Here is a 19,859-nt window from a genome sequence, read left to right on the forward strand (position 1 = left end):
GTAGGTGCCTTTATGAACCGACCGATTAAAGTAATGACCATTTTTGGGACAAGACCGGAAGCGATTAAAATGGCTCCGCTTGTATTAGAGTTAAAAAAACGTCCAGAAACCTTTGAACCGATCGTAGCTGTAACGGCCCAACATCGACAAATGCTCGATCAAGTACTCGAGATTTTTGGTATTAAACCAAACTATGACTTAAACATTATGAAGGATCGACAAACGTTAGTCGATGTGACGACTCGTGGACTCGAAGGTTTGGATCGTGTAATGAAAGAAGCGAAACCAGATATTGTTCTTGTCCATGGAGATACGACGACAACATTTGTTGCTAGCTTAGCGGCTTTTTATAACCAAATTGTCGTTGGACATGTTGAAGCAGGTCTTCGGACGTGGAATAAATATTCTCCATTCCCAGAAGAAATGAACCGTCAATTAACGGGTGTGATGGCCGATTTACACTTTGCGCCAACGAGTAAGTCAGCTCAAAACTTATTACAAGAAAACAAGCCAGAAGAACGCATTTTTGTGACAGGTAATACGGCCATCGATGCACTCAAAACAACGGTCAAAGACGAATACGAGCACGAGATTTTACAACAAATCGGTAAAGATCGTCTGATTTTATTAACCGCTCATCGTCGCGAAAACTTAGGTGAACCAATGCGAAATATGTTCCGTGCAGTGAAGCGAATCGTCGAAGAGCATGATGACGTTCAAGTGGTGTATCCGGTACACTTAAATCCAGTTGTTCGGGAAATTGCGAATGAAATTTTAGGCAACCACCCGCGGATCCATCTCATTGAACCTTTGGATGTGATTGACTTTCATAACTTCGCTGCTCGTTCGTACCTCATTTTAACGGATTCTGGCGGGGTACAAGAAGAAGCGCCTTCTTTAGGAGTTCCAGTTCTCGTATTGCGTGATACTACTGAACGTCCAGAAGGAATTGAAGCGGGAACATTAAAACTTGCCGGTATCGAAGAAGAAACGATTTATCAGCTTACAAAACAACTGCTAACCGACAAAGAAGAGTATGAAAAAATGGCGAAAGCCGTTAACCCATATGGTGATGGCGAAGCTTCCCGCCGAATATGCGATGCCATCGAATCGTATTTTGAAAAGAGATCGAGCTAAGGACCATGAGGACAAGCTGACACTACCTTCAGTGAAAGAAGGTAGTGTTTTTTAATGATCTGTTTAAAATAAATACTCTTGAAAAGGGAAAAATTACTGCATAAAAGAGCAAATCGATGGATACATGCATAACTATACTAAAATAGAAAAAAATGTAACAAAATAAGGATTATAGGGGATAGAATGTTGTGGATGCATACGACAAGTTAAGAAAAATAGTAAATAATATTTCCTTATTATTAAATTTTGACTATTTTGTGAACAAACCATAAAACTGGAAAACGGTTGTGAAACTTTTCAATTGAAAGACATTGACATTGACAAAGGGCTATTGTATGCTTACAAAGGGTGTAGAATGATAGGGTTTTCATAGCGTTTCAACGAAAACAACATTTTCACTTTTTACATAGTGGAAATAATATATTCCCCTCAATAATTCCATTCCTTTCAGTAGGGGAGGATGCAAAATGAGTAAAAATGGAAAGCGTCCTTTCCAGGCGATGGCGTTATATACGGCCATTCTTTCACAACTTGTCGGTTCCATTCTTGTCGGTATCTTCGGAGGAAGATGGCTCGATCGAGTGATGGGAACAGTACCGCTTTTTATGATCATTGGACTTTTCCTAGGTCTTGCTACAGGAATTTATGCCATGCTTCGAACAGTGAAACACTTCAATGCAGGAGACTAGTTTTTATGCCAGAACTATCCATATTATTTCAAAGGCATAAAAAATACATATTCTACTTGCTCTCTCTCTATGTTCTTGGTTGGGGATTTACTCCGTACCAGACCATATTCCTTGGATTAATATTAGGGACGAGCTTAAGCTTTTTCAATCATTGGTTGATGGTAAAGCGAACCGAACGGTTTGGCGATTTGGTCGTTCAAGGGAAAAAAGTACGGTCGCTAGGGACATTATCTCGAATGGCTGTCGCTGTGTTAGCCGTATTAATTGCTACACGTTATCCAACGTATTTCCATTTACTAAGTGTTGTATTGGGATTAATGACATCTTATATTGTCATTATGATAGATTATTTTATTTACATGATTCAAACACGTAAATAGCGGGGAAGAGAGGTGAAATAGGTTGCATCACGGAGCTCCTACCGTAGAATGGCTTGGATTAACTTTTAACTTAGCCAATATTTTAATGATCACGGTGACAACAGTCATTGTGTTTATTCTTGCAGTCCTTTCCACTCGACGTTTGGCAATGAAACCAACTGGGATGCAAAACTTTATGGAGTGGGTTATGGACTTTGTTAAAGGTATCATTAAAAGTAACATGGACTGGAACACGGGCGGGCGTTTCCACTTACTCGGGATGACGCTAATTATGTACATCTTTGTAGCGAACATGTTAGGTCTCCCATTTTCCGTGGTCATCGATGGAGAACTTTGGTGGAAATCACCGACAGCGGATCCTGTTGTTACCTTAACATTAGCGACCATGGTAGTTGGATTATCTCACTACTATGGAATTCGCATGAAAGGATTTGGCGAATATACGCGTGATTTCGTACGACCAATGTGGTTCTTGTTCCCGCTGAAAATTATTGAGGAGTTTGCAAACACGCTGACACTAGGTCTCCGTCTTTACGGAAACATCTTCGCTGGTGAGATTTTACTAGCACTATTAGCTGGTAGCTTAGCAACAGGCGTAGGTGGACACCTAGCAGCGATTGTTCCAATGATTGCATGGCAAGGATTCTCGATCTTTGTAGGTGCGATCCAAGCGTTTATCTTTACAATGTTAACAATGGTTTATATGGCACACAAAGTGAGTCATGACCATTAATCATAAACATTTTTTAGTAAAAACTAAACTAATTCATAAATTTAAAGGAGGAACTTTCTAATGGGTCTTTTAGCAGCAGCAATTGCAATTGGATTAGCGGCACTAGGTGCTGGTATTGGTAACGGTCTTATCGTATCTCGTACAGTTGAAGGTATCGCACGTCAACCAGAAGCACGCGGTATGCTTCAAACTACAATGTTCATCGGGGTTGCATTAGTAGAGGCGATTCCAATCATCGCGGTAGTTATCGCGTTCATGGTACAAGGTCAATAATTGCAATTACACACGTTCCAAAATGGCGAAGATCATTCCATGCGAACCTTCGCCATTCCTTTATGTCCATAATGTATGAAATAAGAAGGAAATTTTGTTCATTGATATAAAAGAAATGGTTCCAATTGACTCTTGAAGGGAGTGAACGTAGCGTGTTAACAAGCGGATTCGTGCTTGGAGCATCGGCTGCTCATGCTGGTGTGAATACTGGTGATATCGTATTCCAGTTGTTAATGTTCATTATCTTGTTAGCGCTGCTAAAGAAGTTTGCATGGGGTCCGTTAATGGGCATCATGAAGCAACGTGAAGAGCATATTGCAAGTCAAATTGATGCAGCAGAAAATAGTCGTAAAGAAGCAGAAAAAGCGTTACAAGAACAACGTGAGCTCTTAAAACAAGCTCGTCAAGAAGCGCAATCATTAATTGAAAATGCGAAAAAACAAGGCGATCAACAACGCGAAGAAATTATTGCTCAAGCTCGTGAAGAAGCTGAGCGCATGAAAGAAGCAGCAAAACGTGAAATTCAACAAGAAAAAGAACAAGCGATGGCTGCGTTACGCGAACAAGTGGCGTCTTTATCCGTCCTTGTAGCATCTAAAGTGATTGAACGAGAATTAACGGCTCAAGATCAAGACAAGCTGATTAACGAATTTATTCAAGAGGTAGGAGAAGAGCGATGAGCCAAACTACGGTTGCCAAGCGATATGCGCTAGCTCTTTTCCAAATCGCTGAAGAACAACAAGCGATTGAGCAAATGGAAGAAGAACTTCGCGTCGTTAAACAAGTGTTTGTTGAAAATAAAGATTTAACAGCCGTTTTAAAATCACCGAAGCTTTCTTTAGACAAAAAGAAAGAGCTTTTAAAGGAAGCGTTTGCTTCACTTTCTACTTATGTTTTAAACACGCTTATGCTACTCATTGATCGTCATCGTGAAGGCGAAATCGTTGCAGTGGCCGATGCTTTTATTCATTTAGCCAATGAAAAGCGCGGTGTAGCAGAAGCGACTGTATATTCCGTTCGTGAATTAACAGAAGACGAAAAGGACGCTTTATCCAAAGCGTTTGCACATAAAGTCGGAAAACAATCATTAAAAATTAAAACAATCATTGATAAAGAACTTTTAGGTGGCGTGAAACTCCAAATTGGTAACCGGATTTTTGACGGCACAATCCGCGGTAAATTGGAGGATATCGGACGTCAACTTATCGGTTAAGATTCGTAGATATAAGGGGTGAAATTCATGAGCATCAAAGCTGAAGAAATTAGCGCGCTGATAAAGAAACAAATTGAAAACTATCAGGCAGAAATGAAAGTTAGCGATGTTGGAACAGTTATCCAAATCGGTGACGGTATTGCTCGTGCACACGGCCTTGACAACGTCATGGCAGGGGAACTTGTTGAATTCTCTAACGGTGTAATGGGTATGGCCCAAAACCTAGAAGAAAACAACGTTGGTATCGTAATTCTTGGACCATATACAGGCATTCGTGAAGGGGACGAAGTACGTCGTACAGGACGTATCATGGAAGTTCCAGTAGGGGAAGAGTTAATTGGACGCGTAGTAAACCCTCTTGGACAACCAGTTGACGGACTTGGTCCAATCAACACCACAAAAACTCGTCCAATCGAAAGCCCAGCACCTGGCGTAATGGATCGTAAATCTGTCCATGAGCCACTTCAAACAGGTATTAAAGCGATCGACGCGCTTGTCCCAATTGGTCGTGGTCAACGTGAGTTAATTATCGGTGACCGTCAAACAGGTAAAACATCTGTAGCGATCGACACCATTCTTAACCAAAAAGATCAAAACATGATCTGTATCTATGTAGCGATTGGACAAAAAGAATCCACTGTTCGTACAGCAGTTGAAACACTTCGTAAGCACGGTGCGCTTGATTACACAATCGTTGTAACGGCATCTGCTTCTCAACCAGCTCCATTGTTATTCTTAGCTCCTTACGCTGGTGTAACAATGGGTGAATACTTCATGTACAACGGTAAACACGTGCTTGTTGTATACGACGACCTTTCTAAGCAAGCAGCTGCCTATCGTGAGCTTTCTCTATTATTACGTCGTCCACCAGGCCGTGAAGCTTACCCAGGTGACGTATTCTACTTACACTCTCGCTTATTAGAGCGTGCAGCGAAATTAAGCGATGCAAAAGGTGCAGGTTCTTTAACAGCGTTACCATTCGTTGAAACACAAGCTGGTGACATTTCTGCTTACATTCCGACAAACGTTATCTCTATTACAGACGGACAAATCTTCTTACAATCTGACCTCTTCTTCTCTGGTGTACGCCCAGCAATCAACGCAGGTCTTTCTGTATCCCGCGTAGGTGGTGCGGCACAAATTAAAGCGATGAAGAAAGTAGCAGGTACGCTCCGTCTTGACTTAGCGTCATATCGTGAGCTTGAAGCGTTTGCTCAATTCGGTTCTGACTTAGATAAAGCGACACAAGCAAAACTTGCTCGCGGTGCTCGTACAGTTGAAGTTCTTAAACAAGATCTTCACAAACCGTTAAAAGTAGAAAAGCAAGTAATGATTATTTACGCGTTAACTCGTGGATTCCTAGATGATATTCCAGTGGAAGATATCCGTCGCTTCGAAGACGAATTCTTAAGCTGGTTAGATCATAATCATACTCACCTGTTAGACCACATCCGCGAAACTGGCGATCTTCCTGCGGATGATGATATGGCTGCAGCCATCAACGAATTCAAGAAAACGTTCGTTAAATCTGAATAATTGACGCAGCCTCTCCGGTCGTTGGAGGGGTCGCGTTTCGGTCAATCGGTCTAACAATCTTAAAACGAGGGTGGTGAGAACCAGTGGCATCGTTACGCGAAATTAAAGGTCGCATTAACTCGACGAAGAAGACGAGCCAAATTACAAAAGCGATGGAGATGGTTTCAGCTTCTAAATTAAACCGTGCGGAATTGAACGCGAAATCGTTCGTACCTTACATGGAAAAAATACAAGAAGTTGTAGCCAGCATCGCTCTTGGTAGCAACGATGTGACGCATCCGATGCTCGTAACACGCCCTGTAAAGAAAACCGGTTATTTAGTCATTACGTCTGACCGTGGATTGGCAGGAGCGTACAACAGCAATGTATTGCGTCAAGTGTACCGTACCATTCAAGAACGCCATACTTCTCAAGACGAGTATGCGATTATTGCAATCGGTCGTATTGGACGTGACTTTTTCAAAAAGCGCGGCATGAACGTGGTATTAGATATTACCGGTTTACCAGATCAACCGTCTTTTGCTGATATTAAAGCGATTGCGGGCAAAGCGGTGAACATGTTTGCCGATGGAACGTTCGATGAGCTGTACATGTATTACAATCATTATGTCAGCGCGATCCAACAAGATGTAACAGAGAAAAAGTTGCTTCCATTAACAGACTTAGCGGCTAATAACAACAAGCTTATTTCGTACGAGTTTGAACCGTCTGCAGAGGAAATTTTAGTCACGTTACTTCCTCAATATGCAGAAAGCTTAATTTACGGAGCGCTTCTTGATGCAAAAGCAAGTGAACACGCTGCTCGGATGACAGCGATGAAAAATGCGACGGACAATGCGAAAGAGCTTATTAACACGCTTACGCTTCAATATAACCGTGAACGTCAAGCATCCATTACGCAAGAAATTACAGAGATCGTCGGCGGTGCGGCGGCTCTTGAGTAAATATTTTAGCTGCAGTAGCTTTGCTGCTGTAGCTCCCTGAATGATCGATTGTCGTCAAAAGCATGTTAGGAGGGAAAAAGATGAACAAAGGACGCGTTCTTCAAGTCATGGGTCCGGTTGTTGACGTAAAGTTTGAAAACGGACAGCTTCCTGATATTTATAACGCGTTAAAGATTGAGTATAAAGCGCAAACAGAAAGCGAAGTCGACATTGACTTAACGTTAGAAGTTGCCCTTCACTTAGGTGATGATACTGTTCGTACAATTGCGATGTCGTCTACTGACGGGCTACAACGTGGTATGGAAGTTGTAGATACAGGTGCGCCAATCTCTGTACCAGTTGGGGACGTTACGCTTGGTCGTGTGTTCAACGTACTTGGTGAACCAATCGACTTAGAAGGAGAAATTCCTGCGGATGCTCGTCGTGATGCGATCCACAAACCAGCTCCAAAGTTTGAGGAACTTTCTACAGAAGTAGAAATTTTAGAAACTGGTATTAAAGTCGTTGACCTTCTAGCACCATACATCAAAGGTGGTAAGATCGGTCTATTTGGTGGTGCAGGAGTAGGTAAAACGGTTCTTATCCAGGAGCTTATTAACAACATCGCTCAAGAGCACGGTGGTATCTCTGTATTCGCTGGTGTAGGTGAGCGTACTCGTGAAGGTAATGACCTTTACCATGAAATGAAAGATTCCGGCGTTATCGGTAAAACAGCGATGGTATTCGGTCAGATGAACGAGCCGCCTGGAGCACGTATGCGCGTTGCGTTAACAGGTCTTACAATGGCAGAATACTTCCGTGATGAACAAGGACAAGACGTATTATTCTTTATCGACAACATCTTCCGTTTCACGCAAGCAGGTTCTGAGGTTTCCGCCCTACTTGGACGTATGCCATCTGCGGTAGGTTACCAACCAACGCTTGCAACAGAGATGGGTCAATTGCAAGAACGTATCACATCTACAAACGTTGGTTCCGTAACGTCTATCCAAGCAATTTACGTACCAGCGGACGACTATACAGACCCAGCACCAGCGACTACGTTCGCACACTTAGATGCAACTACAAACTTAGAGCGTAAACTTTCTGAGATGGGTATTTACCCTGCGGTAGACCCTCTTGCATCAACTTCTCGTGCACTAGCACCGGAAATCGTTGGTGAAGAGCACTACCGGGTAGCACGTCAAGTACAACAAACATTACAACGTTATAAAGAATTACAAGATATCATTGCGATCCTTGGTATGGATGAGCTTTCTGATGAAGATAAGCTTGTCGTACATCGTGCTCGCCGTATCCAATTCTTCTTATCACAAAACTTCCACGTAGCTGAACAATTCACTGGTCAACCAGGTTCTTATGTTCCGGTTAAGGAAACAGTTCGTGGATTTAAAGAAATCCTCGAAGGTAAATACGACCATATCCCAGAGGATGCGTTCCGTCTCGTAGGTCCAATTGAGGATGTTATTGAGAAAGCGAAACAAATGGGTGTAGAGGTATAATAACAAGGGACCAGGAGGATAAAAAATGAAGACGTTAACTGTCAGTATCGTAACTCCGGATGGCCCAGTGTATGAATCAGATGTGGAAATGGTAAGTGCAAAAGCTCAAAGCGGTGAGCTAGGAATTTTACCAGGCCATATTCCAATGGTGGCCCCGCTACAGATCGGTGCGGTACGTCTGAAAAAAGGCGGAAACACTGAGCTTGTAGCCGTTAGCGGTGGATTTTTAGAAGTGCGTCCTGATAAAGTAACGATTTTAGCGCAAGCAGCCGAAAAAGCATCCGAAATCGATGTTGAACGTGCAAAAGCGGCGAAAGAACGGGCGGAACGCCGCTTACAAGCAAAACAAGAAGACATTGATTTCAAACGTGCAGAGCTTGCCCTAAAACGTGCGATGAACCGTATCAACGTATACGAAGGCAGAATATAATGAAAAAAGAGCTGACTCTTCTGGGTCGGCTCTTTTTTACTTTTGTATGAGAACAATAAGGGAACGAATCATCACCACTTATTTTACGCCAAGTGAACGGTTTTAATATGAGATAACTGTAAGTAAATGTCTTCACAACGAGCGTTTTGTAAAACGACAAAATGATTTGTCTTTGCCTTTAACGTACCGATATAATGTTCTTTATCTCCTAAATTACAAACAATGAGTTTCCCCAAATATTTTTTCAATTGCACGTCGAACGTTCGTGAAAAAGAGACATTGGAAGGCATGACTGGAAGGTTTTGATCATCTAGTCCGTACGGCCTTCTTTGGTCCGTATACGGAATGACCCATTTTAAATGGTGAATAGAAACGAGCGTATTTTTAAAAACAGGCGAATAAAAAACAAAATAGTCGTTCATGATCTGTGTAATGTAGCCATGTAGTGGTTGGTTGCCGGTTACATATATTTCGGAAAAACGTCCCCTTGCGTTCGTTAAGACTTTCCGAAGTGACAAATCTTCCTCTGGAATCCATTCTTCTATTGGTTCTGGGTCTTCTTCGTTGTTAACAGGAAATTTGTAATGTTGGATATGAGAAAACGGTATATACAAGTATTCATAGTGTTTATATAGAACGAGTAAGTCTGAACCGACATCTATGACTTTCCCATTTAACAGTTTTTTTCCGGAAAGTTCTATACTAATATATTGATCAATCGCATCCTTGTTCATGGTGAAATGTGCGCACACCTTCTTTCCAACGAAAATGTTTGTATATTACCTCTAAAAAAAATCGTCCCCTTACTATGTCTAAGCACTCAAAGTGCGAAGGAAACAGGTAAAATAGGTAGCAAGTCATCAAAACATTCTGCACTTTTTACTACCTATTAGATTAGTTTTCTTGTTTGTTTCTGTAATAGTGATACATTTTTTCAGTGTATTTCATTAACGCATAGTATTGTTGTTCCAAATGTTGAACATCATCATCTACATAACGAACGTATAGTGAAGGTTTCTCTTCATCTTCATCATCATATTCTTCATGATCGACGAAAAGACCGTAGGGAATCGATGTTTCGTTATCTTGGAAGGAAGTAACTGTCTCAGTAACAGTTGTATTCGATTGTTCACCTTCATTGTTTATCTTATTATGATGGTTATCAGTTGCTTCAACTTCATCTATTAAACGGGTAAAGTCGTCGGCTTTTTCGTCGTCAGAAGGGAAATCATGTTGCTGTGTCGTTGTCAAATAATTTTGAGTGGATGAAGTAAAGCCTGTGGAAGCTTCAGATGAATCATTGTTATTTTCTTCGTTTGAGGAATTATTAGTAGATGGAAGTTGAAAATCTCCTTGAAAGAAGTTAGAGATTGCCTCATTTTTGATTCGATAAATTTGATCGGCATTAATGAGCACAAGATAATCTTCAAACACTCGACTTAAAATCCCTCGATAAGATTGGTCGTTATGGCAATTTATAGTCACCCAGCGATGTTTAAATTGATCCAACAATTGATGAAGAGCTTTTTCATTAATATAATCGCAATCGAACTTTTCCGGTTGGATTTGCGTCGATTGGTTAGATACACCTTCAATTAATAGAAGGTTGACGTAAAGTACATGACCATATTCATCTTCTAAAACAAGATGATCATGTTTCACATCAACTAATTTTCCGCGAATCCATTTATGATCGCGTGAATAAATATCGATCCAGTAGCCGATTAGCGATTGGAGAGCTTCAATAAAATCATTCATAAATGGTCTACCTCCCCAGAAAAACTACAAAAAGAAGATTATAACACTTCCTTTTTTGTATTTGTTGGCTAATAAGTTTACCAGTGTGGCACTCGTTTAATACAAATGGATTTGATTCGTTTGAGCTTACGTTAAGTCCTCAATAATTTCGGCCACTTTTTGTTTATTTGACATTTTTTTACGATTATTGGAGGAAACTTTCACATTGTCGTTTGAGCTATCGTTGTTGTCATTGTTATTTTCTTCTTCTGTCGACTCAAGTTTTAAGCCGTAGCTTATACTCTTAATATGGAACGTCGACATATTAATCACTTGCTCATTGTTAATAATTGTAACAAAGTTGTTATCTGCGCCTTCTAAAACTCCTTCGACTGCTTCTGGCCCCCCGCGATTGATTTTTACCCACATGTGTTTCAGATTATTAACAAGATCCACAAAAGATGAACCCCGTTTAAACGTAAAATCTTCTGGAATTTCAAGGTCCCAATCTTCCATAGATTTTGTATTACTGGTCACGCTTTTGATATGAGCGTTCGAATAATAGATGAGCCCCTCGTCTTTCGTTAACAATGTTAAATAATCTGAGCTCACTTCAAGAAGTAGCCCTTCCTTTGCCTCCGGCCCCCCGCGATTAATTTTGACGACTTTCCCTTGATAAGGTAATAGCGATTCACTGTTCAAGATATATAGACTCCTTTCTTTATATTGTATATTCACTATATGTATATGTGTAATGCGTGAGCTAGGTACTAGGGAAATTCCCTAAAAGTAAAAATAAGGACAATGTCTAGGAAGTTAGAATTAGGAAATCGAAGTGATAACGCGTTAGTTAAAGACATATACATGGTATTGAAATATGGCTTGTACGTATGGAAAGGAGGTCAAGCCAATAAACAATGAACGAGTATGTAAATAGCTATTTAATTGTCACTGCCTTTCTTTTAATTGGCATGATACTGCCCATCGTCGCGTTAACAATTGGGAAATGGTTACGGCCGCATGCTCCAAATGAGAAAAAAACCACCTCATATGAAAGTGGCATCGAGCCGTTTCATGAAGCGCATGTACCGTTTCATGTACGGTATTACATGATTGCATTATTATTTGTCATTTTTGATGTGGAAACGGTATTTTTGTACCCTTGGGCGGTTGCTTATGATGAGTTAGGCATCTTTGCTCTCATTGAAATGGTCATTTTTCTCGTTATGCTGCTCATCGGATTACTATACGCTTGGAAAAAGAAGGTGTTGAAATGGATGTAAATCAAAACCACGTCTATGACAATGAAATGGAAGAAGTGAAACGAACCGTTTTTTTCACCACATTAGAGCAATTAAAAGCGTGGGCGAGGGGCAATTCAATTTGGCCACTCACATTTGGATTAGCGTGTTGTGCCATTGAAATGATGACCTCTGGGTCGTCCCATTATGACTTAGACCGCTTTGGCTCCTTTTTTAGAACTTCTCCACGACAATCCGATGTGATGATTGTTTCCGGTACGGTCACGAAAAAAATGGCACCGGTCTTAAAAAGACTATATGACCAAATGCCTGAACCGAAGTGGGTCATTGCTATGGGATCGTGTGCAACCGCTGGTGGACCGTATATTCACTCTTATTCGGTCGTCAAAGGAGTCGACCAAATCGTTCCGGTCGATGTGTATATTCCAGGATGTCCACCGAACCCTGCTGCGTTAATTTATGGAATCAATAAGCTTCAAGATAAAATCCGTGAAGAAGCAAAAACAGGAAGGAGGGTTCGCTAAGCCGATGGCAGATGAAAAAAGTCAAGTAGAACAAGATGCGAAACCTTCCAAAGAAGATGAAGAGGAACAATTCCGATTAGCGAAAGCGAAAGCCGCCGCTGCTGCTAAGGCCAAAGCTCAAGCATTGGCAAAAGCTAAAGCTACGGCAGCTCCGAAAGCAAAGGCGGACGCACGAGCGAAAAAAGAGCTATCCGAGGCAAGTTCAACCTCATTGGGTGACGACGATTCCAACGACATAGATGAGGCCAAAAAGAAAGCGATTGCTGCAGCCAAGGCGAAAGCGGCGGCAAAAATGAAGAAGCTCGCTGAACAAAAAGAAGCTGAAGAACCACTCGCTCCTTCATCTCCAAACCAACCGTTCCTAGATAAAGTCGTGGATATTGTAAATGAACAAGTTGGGGAGTACACCATCATCGATGCAACCATTAACCGGTTAGCCAACGACTTACCTGTTATTGAAGTGGACAAACCGGCGTATTTTGACGTCTGTCACGTGCTGTATTATCATCCAGAACTTCAATTCAATCGTCTAGGGGAACTACACGGCACCGATTACGAATCCCATATGGAGCTCTTTTTATACCTCGAATCGAGCGAACATTTAACCCCTTTGAGTGTAAAAGTGAAACTTGAGCGGGACAATCCGGTCATTCGGTCGGTTACTTCGATTTGGAAAGGAGCAGAATGGCCGGAATGCGAAGCGTATGACTTACTCGGGATTCGTTTTGAAGGACATCCGAATTTACGCCGACTATTTCTCGGAGAAGATTGGGTCGGTTATCCGTTACGAAAAGATTACAAACCGTATGACGGGGAGGTGTAATGGATGCGAACAGAAGAAATGCTATTAAACGTCGGACCACAGCACCCGAGCACGCACGGCGTTTTTCGACTCATTATTAAAATTGATGGAGAAATCATACAAGAAGCGAAACCAGTCATTGGTTACTTACATCGAGGGACAGAAAAAATTGCCGAAGGGCTCCAATATACACAAATCATCCCTTACACCGACAGAATGGATTATTTATCAGCGATGACGAACAATTATGTCCTTTGTCATGCGGTAGAAACGATGATGGGGTTAGAAATTCCGGAAAAAGCTGAGTACCTCCGGGTCATTGCGATGGAACTCGGACGGATTGCGAGTCATCTCGTTTGGTGGGGGACGTATTTACTCGATATCGGGGCGGTCAGTCCATTTTTATATGCGTTCCGGGAAAGGGAAATGATTTTAAATTTATTAACGGAATTATCCGGCGCTCGCCTTACGTTTAATTACATGCGTGTCGGCGGGGTCAAATGGGATGCTCCTGAAGGATGGATCGACAAAGTAAAAGAGATTTTACCATATTTAAAAGAACAAGTAAAAGGCTACCATGAGCTTGTTTCTGGTAACGAAATTTTTATGAAGCGTGTAATAGGAATCGGGACATACACCAAGAAAGAGGCACTGACTTATTCCTTATCTGGAGCGAACTTGCGCTGTACCGGAGTGAAACGAGATGTACGAAAAGACCATCCGTATTCAATCTACGACCGCTTTCAGTTTGAGGTGCCCGTACAAGAAGGAGGCGATTGTTGGGCACGTTATCGTTGCCGAATGGCCGAAATTGAGGAATCGATTAAAATCGTCGAACAAGCCATCGACCAATTCCCACAGAAAGGACCGTTTATGGCGAAAGTTCCGCGGGTGATTAAACCGCCAAAGGGAGAAACGTATGTAAGAATCGAATCTCCACGTGGTGAGCTTGGATGTTATATTGCGAGTGAAGGGAAAAAAGAACCATATCGCCTTAAATTCCGCCGCCCATCCTTTTACAACTTGCAGATTCTTCCAAATTTATTGAAAGGCGAAAATATCGCCAATTTAGTGGCGATTTTAGGAGCGATTGACATCGTGCTAGGGGAGGTGGATGGGTAGTGGGCGAGTTGTTGACACAAACACCTGGATGGGGCACGTTTTTTATTTTTCTTTCCATCGGCATCGGGCTTTTGTTTGCCGTACTTGGATTTGTCACTTATGCCATTTTAGCTGAACGAAAAGTAATGGGATTTATGCAGCTTCGTCACGGCCCGAATGTGGTTGGCGGCCGCTTTGGCCTATTGCAAACCGTCGCCGATGTGCTGAAGCTTTTAATGAAGGAAGACGTTATTCCGAAAGTAGCAGATAAGCCAATGTTTATATTAGCCCCGGTTCTCACCTTTACGCCGGCATTTTTAGTATTAGCGGTCCTTCCGTTTACGGAGCACCTCCATTTTGCCGATGTCGGGATAGGTTTACTGTATTACATCGCCGTTTCAGGACTCTCAACCGTTGGTATATTACTCGGAGGTTGGGCATCCAACAATAAATATGCGTTGCTTGGGGGCATGCGAGCTGCGGCTCAAATGATTTCGTATGAAATTCCTCTTGTGACAAGTGTGGTGGGCATTATTTTATTAACCGGTTCGTTAAACCTTATTGAGATTGTGGAAGCTCAAAAGTCAGTTTGGTTTATTTTTCTGCAACCGATCGCGTTTGCTGTCTTTCTCATTTCTTCGCTTGCTGAGTTAAATCGGACGCCTTTTGACTTACCAGAGGCCGAGTCGGAATTAGTAGCGGGCTACCATGTGGAATATTCCGGCTTTCGTTGGGCGTTTTTTATGCTCGCTGAATATGTGTACTTGTTTGCGATGGCTTCTATCATGACCATTCTCTTTTTCGGTGGGTGGCAGCCGTTTCCGTTCCTTAGTTTTTTACCAGCACCGCTTACGTTTGCAATCAAGTTTTCAGCTATTGTTTTTGTGTTGATTTGGATTCGTGTCACGTTACCGCGGGTTCGCATAGATCAATTAATGGAATTTGGTTGGAAGGTTCTTTTACCTGTCGCCTTATTTAATTTAATCATTACCGCGCTCATCCAGCCGTTCGTGTAAAGGAGGGAACGTCTTGTTAGGGTGGACGAAAGGTTTTAAATATACGTTAAAAAACATAACCAAAAAGAAAGTGACGTACGATTATCCGAATGAACCAATGGAGCTTCCGGACCGATTTCGTGGCATTCAAAAATTTTATCCGGAAAAATGTATCGTTTGTAATCAGTGCGCGCTTATTTGTCCCACAGACTGTATTCAACTGACCGGAAAGCCGCATCCCGACCCGAATAAAAAAGGGAAAATTATAGATACGTATAACATCAATTTCGAGATTTGTATCTTATGTGATTTATGTACAGAAGTGTGTCCGACAGAAGCAATCGTCATGACGAACAACTTTGAACTTGCCGCGTATAGCCGGGACGAATTGTTTAAAGATATGAAATGGCTGGATGAAAACGATACGAATGTGCGAGAGGAGAACAAAACATGACGATCAGCGGAGCTTGGATCCTGTTTGTCGTTCTCGCCGGAGGAACGATTGCTGGGGGCGTTATGCTCCTTCTTCTTCGAAAAGTGGTTCATATGATGATGTCCCTCGTGTTAACGTTTGTCTCACTAGCGGGAATTTACGTGTTTTTATCTGCTGAATTTATGGCTGTAGTACAAATTTTGCTCTATTCAGGGGCCGTTACCATTATGCTGCTATTCGGTTTAATGCTCTCAAAAGACAAAGAAGAAGAACCAGTGTTTACCCGAACATCGTTACGGTATGTCCTCGTTACGCTAAGCACGATTGGATTTGGTGTGATGGTCTATGCTGGAATTCTCCAATTGCCAGCCATAGCTGGCGAGCTGACGTTACCACCAGATGCAGTGGCTACGATCGGCAAGGAATTGTTTACGAAATATTTCATTCCGTTTGAATTAACGTCCGTGGTGTTATTAGCATCGTTAGTTGGTGCGGTGATTTTAGCAAAAAAAGAGGGGAATGAACGATGAACGAAATTCCATTAACGGCTTATTTAGCGCTTGCCCTCATTTTGTTTTGTATCGGCATATTTGGAGCATTAACGAAGAAAAATAGTTTAATTGTGTTGATGAGTATCGAGTTAATGCTCAATGGGGTCGTGCTGAATTTCATTGCTTTTAACCGCTTTGGCTATTTTCCTTCTGTAAGCGGACAAGTTTTTGCACTGTTTGTGGTGACGATTGCCGCTTGTGAAGTAGCGGTTGGGGTAGCGTTGTTAATCGCGTTGTCCCGTCATGTGGACAATATTTCGATTGATTCGTTTCGTCAGTTAAAAGGATAGGAGGGATCGTTTATGGTGAAATTAGCCTGGATCGTCCCACTCGTTCCGTTTTTGTCGTTTCTTCTCCTATTCTTTTTTCAAAGACAACTAGGAAAAAGGAGCGGGTGGATTGGAACAGGGGGTACTGTCCTAGCAACCGTTCTTGCTGCCATCATCTTTACAAATGTGTGGCAAGGTGAGGAGTTAACGGTTCAGTGGGAATGGTTCTCCATTGGGGCACTCGATGTAACAGCTGGATTTGCGGTAACCCCGTTGAATAGTTGGATGTTACTATTTGTTTCGTTTATTAGTAGTGTCGTCCATTGGTATTCGACTGCTTATATGAAAAGTGATAATCGGCAAGGGACATATTTTACGTATTTAAGCTTTTTTACCTTCGCGATGTTAGCCCTCGTCTTGTCGCCAAACGTGCTGCAGCTTTATGTGTTCTGGGAATTAGTAGGCTTAGGTTCCTTTTTACTCATCGGTTTTTATTTTACAAAAGAAGAAGCTCGCCATGCAGCGAAAAAAGCGTTTGTCATGACACGTATTGGTGATGTGGGGTTCTTTGTTGGCTTAGTCCTTCTATTTCTACATGTCGGAAGTTTTGAATACGATGCCATTTTCCGTGCGGTGGAGGGAGGACAGATTGCTGACGTTATGGTCACGGTCATTGGCTTACTCCTCTTTTTTGGGGCGATTGGAAAATCGGGACAGTTCCCGTTGCATCCGTGGCTTCCCGATGCCATGGCAGGACCGACTCCTGTATCAGCACTTATTCATGCTGCCACGATGGTAGCGGCTGGAGTGTACATGGTCAGTGCGCTCTACCCGGTATTTACCGGCAGTACTGTCGTGTTGGCGACCATTGGAACGATTGGAACGGTTACGTTGTTGTATGGGGCGTGGCTTGCTTGGAAACAAACGGACGTTAAACGCGTGCTCGCATATTCGACGATTAGCCAACTTGGCTACATGATGCTTGCCCTTGGAAGTGTCGGTTATGGGGCGGCGATGTTTCATTTGTCGACCCACGGATTTTTTAAAGCCTTATTGTTTTTGGCGGCAGGGATGCTCATTCATGCCACGGGAACACAACAGCTGTCGCAAATGGGCGGGTTATGGTCGTCACTAAAAGGGACAGGTATTCTCTTTCTGATTGGAGCGCTTGCATTAAGTGGGGTTCCGTTGTTGTCCGGATTTTATAGTAAAGAAGCCATTTTTCATACGGTGTGGGAACACGGGGACTACATTTGGTTCGTTCTGGCGTTATTAACGAGTTTACTAACGTCTCTCTATATGTTCCGCCTCTTTTTCCTCGCATTTTTAGGAGATGGAAGGCTGACCGCTCCACTTCGAAGAATACCGTCTGTTATGGGGTGGGCCAGTGCGTTGTTAGCGGTATTAGCCATCGGAAGCGGATGGCTAGGGTCTCCGTTTACGGCGTTTTTAACAGGGGAAGCGGCAGGTGTCGCTGGACCAAGCTGGCTCCCATGGGTGGCCTCGATGTTTTCACTCGGGGGGATTGGCTTAGCGTACTGGTTGTATGGAAGAAGAGCTAAAGTAGTTGGCGTGGCGTGGACAGATCTACTGGACCGATGGTATGAACAATGGCTGGTTCCTATTGTCGATTGGAAGGGAAAAATAGTTCAACGGTTCGATGATGGGTTTGTCGAATGGATCGTTTCTAGTGTCGTGTTTTGGGTGGAAAAAGGATCAGATCGCTTTACGCATTGGCAAAATGGGCACGTGCAAACATACGGGGCGGTCGCCTGGGTCGGAGGAACGATTATTTTTGCGATTTATTTATGGATAGGGGGGCTGTAAAATGAATCATTTATTGGTGGTGTTTTGGATACTCTTTTCCCCTTTGATAGGTTTATTTCTCTTGTTGTTCGTTCCGAAAGACAAAAAGCGACACATTCGGATCATCGGAGTGAGTACAGCATTTTTTCCGCTTATTGGGGTTCTCCCGATTTGGTGGGGGCAAGGGACGGCTTGGTCACAGTGGGACGTGTCCATTCCTTGGTTGAATCTAGGAAAGTGGACGTTGTTTGGTGAAGGCGTGTATCGTATCGGTTTCGACTTTGGGCTTGACGGGATTTCTTTTCTCATGGTCGCCCTAACGGCTTTGTTATCGGCTGTTGCTGCGATTGCGTCTTTGGTTATCCGTTCGGAAGTAAAAGGCTTTTTCCTCCTATTCTTACTGTTAGAAACGAGTATGCTCGGTGTCTTTTTAGCCAATAATGCGCTGTTGTTCTTCCTGTTTTTTGAATTCACGTTAGTTGGAACGTTTTTCTTAATCGGCAAATGGGGCGGGTTTGATAAGGAAAAGGCAGCGTATCGTTTTCTTATTTATAACGGTTTAGGTTCGGCGTTTTTGTTACTTGTCGTTGTTGCGTTATTTGCGGGAACTGGTACGGTCCGGTTCGATGAACTGCAATTTTTCTTAGGCGATGAAACGTACGTGTCCGATAAAATGACAGGTTGGCTTCTAGTAGCAATTTTTCTGGCTTTTGGATTGAAACTGCCAATTGTTGGCTTGCATCGGTGGGTCCTTTCCGTTCACGTGGAAGCACCGCCATCGGTCGTTATTCTTCATGCTGGTGTGCTATTAAAAATAGGGGCATACGGCCTTTACCGCTTCGGTGTAGAATTGTTTCCAACATCTTTTTCGTCACTTCAATTGGTGCTTGTCGTATGGGGCGTCGTAAACTTCCTGCTTGGTGCTTTTGCCGCCCTTGTTCAAACCGAACTGCGCCGAATGCTCGCCTATGCATCCATTTCTCATATGGGGCTCGTTTTGATGGGAATCGGTGCCTTCAACGAAGCGGGACTCCAAGGAGCGATGTATCAAGTCGTTTCCCACAGTTTACTTGCAGCGATCTTCTTTTTCATCATCGGTGTGTTAGAAGAAAGAGAGAAAGGAACTTCATTTCGTCAATTGTCCGGTCTGATGAAAACGACGCCAAAGCTAGCGACTTGCTTCTTCATTGCTGGACTTGCTTCCCTCGGATTACCTGGACTTTCAGGGTTTATAAGCGAGCTAATGACGTTTATCGGCGTTTTCGATCCTTATCCAATGATTGGTGTTCTAGGGATTGGTGGCATTTTACTTACAGTGGTCTACATGATTCGGGCGATTGTTCATATACTATTTGTTCATAATGAAAGTACTGATCAGTCTCGTTACCGCGATATGAACCGCTTAGAACTTTTGTCTTTAGGAAGCGTAACAGTTGCTGTCATCATATTAGGCGTTTACCCAGCGGTTGTTCTTCAATGGATTAATGATCCAATCCAACAGTTGCTTGCTTCTTTATAGAAGAAAATATCCATTACTCATGA

At 42.6% G+C, this 19,859-nt stretch carries 24 protein-coding genes; 21 read left to right on the top strand and 3 right to left on the bottom strand.

The window, feature by feature from the left end; genetic code table 11:
* Nucleotides 1–12: 12 nt before the first annotated feature.
* The 11 genes from wecB (at nt 13) to H0Z31_00825 (ending at nt 8,837) form a co-directional block, all read left to right on the top strand.
* Nucleotides 13–1,137 (top strand): UDP-N-acetylglucosamine 2-epimerase (non-hydrolyzing), encoded by a 1,125-nt coding sequence (wecB, locus tag H0Z31_00775; protein ID MBO8175970.1) that lies wholly within the window; start codon nt 13–15, stop codon nt 1,135–1,137.
* Nucleotides 1,138–1,604: 467 nt separating this feature from the next.
* Nucleotides 1,605–1,826 carry an AtpZ/AtpI family protein gene (locus H0Z31_00780; GenBank protein ID MBO8175971.1) on the top strand — a complete coding sequence of 74 codons (222 nt, stop codon included), beginning with the start codon at nt 1,605–1,607 and terminating at the stop codon, nt 1,824–1,826.
* A 5-nt stretch (nt 1,827–1,831) separates the two neighbouring features.
* Nucleotides 1,832–2,206 (top strand): ATP synthase subunit I, encoded by a 375-nt coding sequence (locus tag H0Z31_00785; GenBank protein MBO8175972.1) that lies wholly within the window; start codon nt 1,832–1,834, stop codon nt 2,204–2,206.
* A gap of 22 nt (nt 2,207–2,228) precedes the next feature.
* Nucleotides 2,229–2,939 carry a F0F1 ATP synthase subunit A gene (gene atpB, locus H0Z31_00790; GenBank protein ID MBO8175973.1) on the top strand — a complete coding sequence of 237 codons (711 nt, stop codon included), beginning with the start codon at nt 2,229–2,231 and terminating at the stop codon, nt 2,937–2,939.
* Between the two features lie 60 nt (nt 2,940–2,999).
* Nucleotides 3,000–3,212 (top strand): F0F1 ATP synthase subunit C, encoded by a 213-nt coding sequence (atpE, locus tag H0Z31_00795; GenBank protein ID MBO8175974.1) that lies wholly within the window; start codon nt 3,000–3,002, stop codon nt 3,210–3,212.
* Nucleotides 3,213–3,364: 152 nt separating this feature from the next.
* The gene (gene atpF, locus H0Z31_00800) at nt 3,365–3,892 is read left to right on the top strand and encodes a F0F1 ATP synthase subunit B (protein ID MBO8175975.1); all 528 of its coding nucleotides are present in this window, start codon (nt 3,365–3,367) and stop codon (nt 3,890–3,892) included.
* Complete coding sequence (locus tag H0Z31_00805; GenBank protein ID MBO8175976.1) at nt 3,889–4,425, top strand: F0F1 ATP synthase subunit delta; 537 nt, start codon at nt 3,889–3,891, stop codon at nt 4,423–4,425. The genes atpF and H0Z31_00805 overlap by 4 nt, the downstream gene beginning before the upstream one ends.
* 27 nt (nt 4,426–4,452) lie before the next feature.
* Entirely contained in the window at nt 4,453–5,961 is a 1,509-nt protein-coding gene (locus H0Z31_00810; protein MBO8175977.1) for a F0F1 ATP synthase subunit alpha, read from the top strand.
* Nucleotides 5,962–6,044: 83 nt separating this feature from the next.
* Complete coding sequence (locus H0Z31_00815) at nt 6,045–6,905, top strand: F0F1 ATP synthase subunit gamma (protein MBO8175978.1); 861 nt, start codon at nt 6,045–6,047, stop codon at nt 6,903–6,905.
* A gap of 80 nt (nt 6,906–6,985) precedes the next feature.
* A complete protein-coding gene (gene atpD, locus H0Z31_00820; protein MBO8175979.1) occupies nt 6,986–8,407 on the top strand; it encodes a F0F1 ATP synthase subunit beta in 1,422 nt (473 codons plus the stop codon).
* A 25-nt stretch (nt 8,408–8,432) separates the two neighbouring features.
* A complete protein-coding gene (locus tag H0Z31_00825; GenBank protein MBO8175980.1) occupies nt 8,433–8,837 on the top strand; it encodes a F0F1 ATP synthase subunit epsilon in 405 nt (134 codons plus the stop codon).
* An 83-nt stretch (nt 8,838–8,920) separates the two neighbouring features.
* Here the strand turns inward: H0Z31_00825 and H0Z31_00830 are convergent, their stop codons facing one another.
* The 3 genes from H0Z31_00830 to H0Z31_00840 all read right to left on the bottom strand — a co-directional run bounded on the left by H0Z31_00830 (nt 8,921) and on the right by H0Z31_00840 (nt 11,276).
* Nucleotides 8,921–9,571, bottom strand: a complete 651-nt coding sequence (locus H0Z31_00830; GenBank protein ID MBO8175981.1) for a DUF2642 domain-containing protein — start codon at nt 9,569–9,571, stop codon at nt 8,921–8,923.
* Nucleotides 9,572–9,731: 160 nt separating this feature from the next.
* Nucleotides 9,732–10,595 carry a hypothetical protein gene (locus H0Z31_00835; protein ID MBO8175982.1) on the bottom strand — a complete coding sequence of 288 codons (864 nt, stop codon included), beginning with the start codon at nt 10,593–10,595 and terminating at the stop codon, nt 9,732–9,734.
* Between the two features lie 126 nt (nt 10,596–10,721).
* Complete coding sequence (locus tag H0Z31_00840) at nt 10,722–11,276, bottom strand: hypothetical protein (protein ID MBO8175983.1); 555 nt, start codon at nt 11,274–11,276, stop codon at nt 10,722–10,724.
* 215 nt (nt 11,277–11,491) lie between these two features.
* Here H0Z31_00840 and H0Z31_00845 point away from each other — a divergent pair, with 215 nt between their 5' ends.
* The 10 genes from H0Z31_00845 to H0Z31_00890 are packed head-to-tail and all read left to right on the top strand — an operon-like array spanning nt 11,492 to nt 19,836.
* Nucleotides 11,492–11,857, top strand: a complete 366-nt coding sequence (locus tag H0Z31_00845; GenBank protein MBO8175984.1) for an NADH-quinone oxidoreductase subunit A — start codon at nt 11,492–11,494, stop codon at nt 11,855–11,857.
* On the top strand, nt 11,848–12,360 hold the full coding sequence (locus tag H0Z31_00850; GenBank protein MBO8175985.1) for an NADH-quinone oxidoreductase subunit B: 513 nt from the start codon (nt 11,848–11,850) through the stop codon (nt 12,358–12,360). Before H0Z31_00845 ends, H0Z31_00850 begins: the two co-directional genes overlap by 10 nt.
* Complete coding sequence (locus H0Z31_00855; GenBank protein MBO8175986.1) at nt 12,296–13,183, top strand: NADH-quinone oxidoreductase subunit C; 888 nt, start codon at nt 12,296–12,298, stop codon at nt 13,181–13,183. Before H0Z31_00850 ends, H0Z31_00855 begins: the two co-directional genes overlap by 65 nt.
* Before the next feature lie 3 nt (nt 13,184–13,186).
* The gene (locus tag H0Z31_00860; protein MBO8175987.1) at nt 13,187–14,284 is read left to right on the top strand and encodes an NADH-quinone oxidoreductase subunit D; all 1,098 of its coding nucleotides are present in this window, start codon (nt 13,187–13,189) and stop codon (nt 14,282–14,284) included.
* On the top strand, nt 14,284–15,279 hold the full coding sequence (nuoH, locus tag H0Z31_00865) for an NADH-quinone oxidoreductase subunit NuoH (protein ID MBO8175988.1): 996 nt from the start codon (nt 14,284–14,286) through the stop codon (nt 15,277–15,279). Before H0Z31_00860 ends, nuoH begins: the two co-directional genes overlap by 1 nt.
* Nucleotides 15,280–15,292: 13 nt before the next feature.
* Complete coding sequence (gene nuoI, locus H0Z31_00870; protein ID MBO8175989.1) at nt 15,293–15,712, top strand: NADH-quinone oxidoreductase subunit NuoI; 420 nt, start codon at nt 15,293–15,295, stop codon at nt 15,710–15,712.
* Entirely contained in the window at nt 15,709–16,221 is a 513-nt protein-coding gene (locus H0Z31_00875; GenBank protein MBO8175990.1) for an NADH-quinone oxidoreductase subunit J, read from the top strand. Before nuoI ends, H0Z31_00875 begins: the two co-directional genes overlap by 4 nt.
* Nucleotides 16,218–16,532 (top strand): NADH-quinone oxidoreductase subunit NuoK, encoded by a 315-nt coding sequence (nuoK, locus tag H0Z31_00880; GenBank protein ID MBO8175991.1) that lies wholly within the window; start codon nt 16,218–16,220, stop codon nt 16,530–16,532. Before H0Z31_00875 ends, nuoK begins: the two co-directional genes overlap by 4 nt.
* Before the next feature lie 12 nt (nt 16,533–16,544).
* Entirely contained in the window at nt 16,545–18,338 is a 1,794-nt protein-coding gene (gene nuoL / locus H0Z31_00885) for an NADH-quinone oxidoreductase subunit L (protein MBO8175992.1), read from the top strand.
* Nucleotide 18,339: 1 nt separating this feature from the next.
* Nucleotides 18,340–19,836, top strand: a complete 1,497-nt coding sequence (locus H0Z31_00890) for an NADH-quinone oxidoreductase subunit M (GenBank protein MBO8175993.1) — start codon at nt 18,340–18,342, stop codon at nt 19,834–19,836.
* Nucleotides 19,837–19,859: the final 23 nt, after the last annotated feature.

This window comes from Bacillus sp. (in: firmicutes) (assembly GCA_017656295.1).
Lineage (GTDB): Bacteria > Bacillota > Bacilli > Bacillales > JACDOC01 > JACDOC01.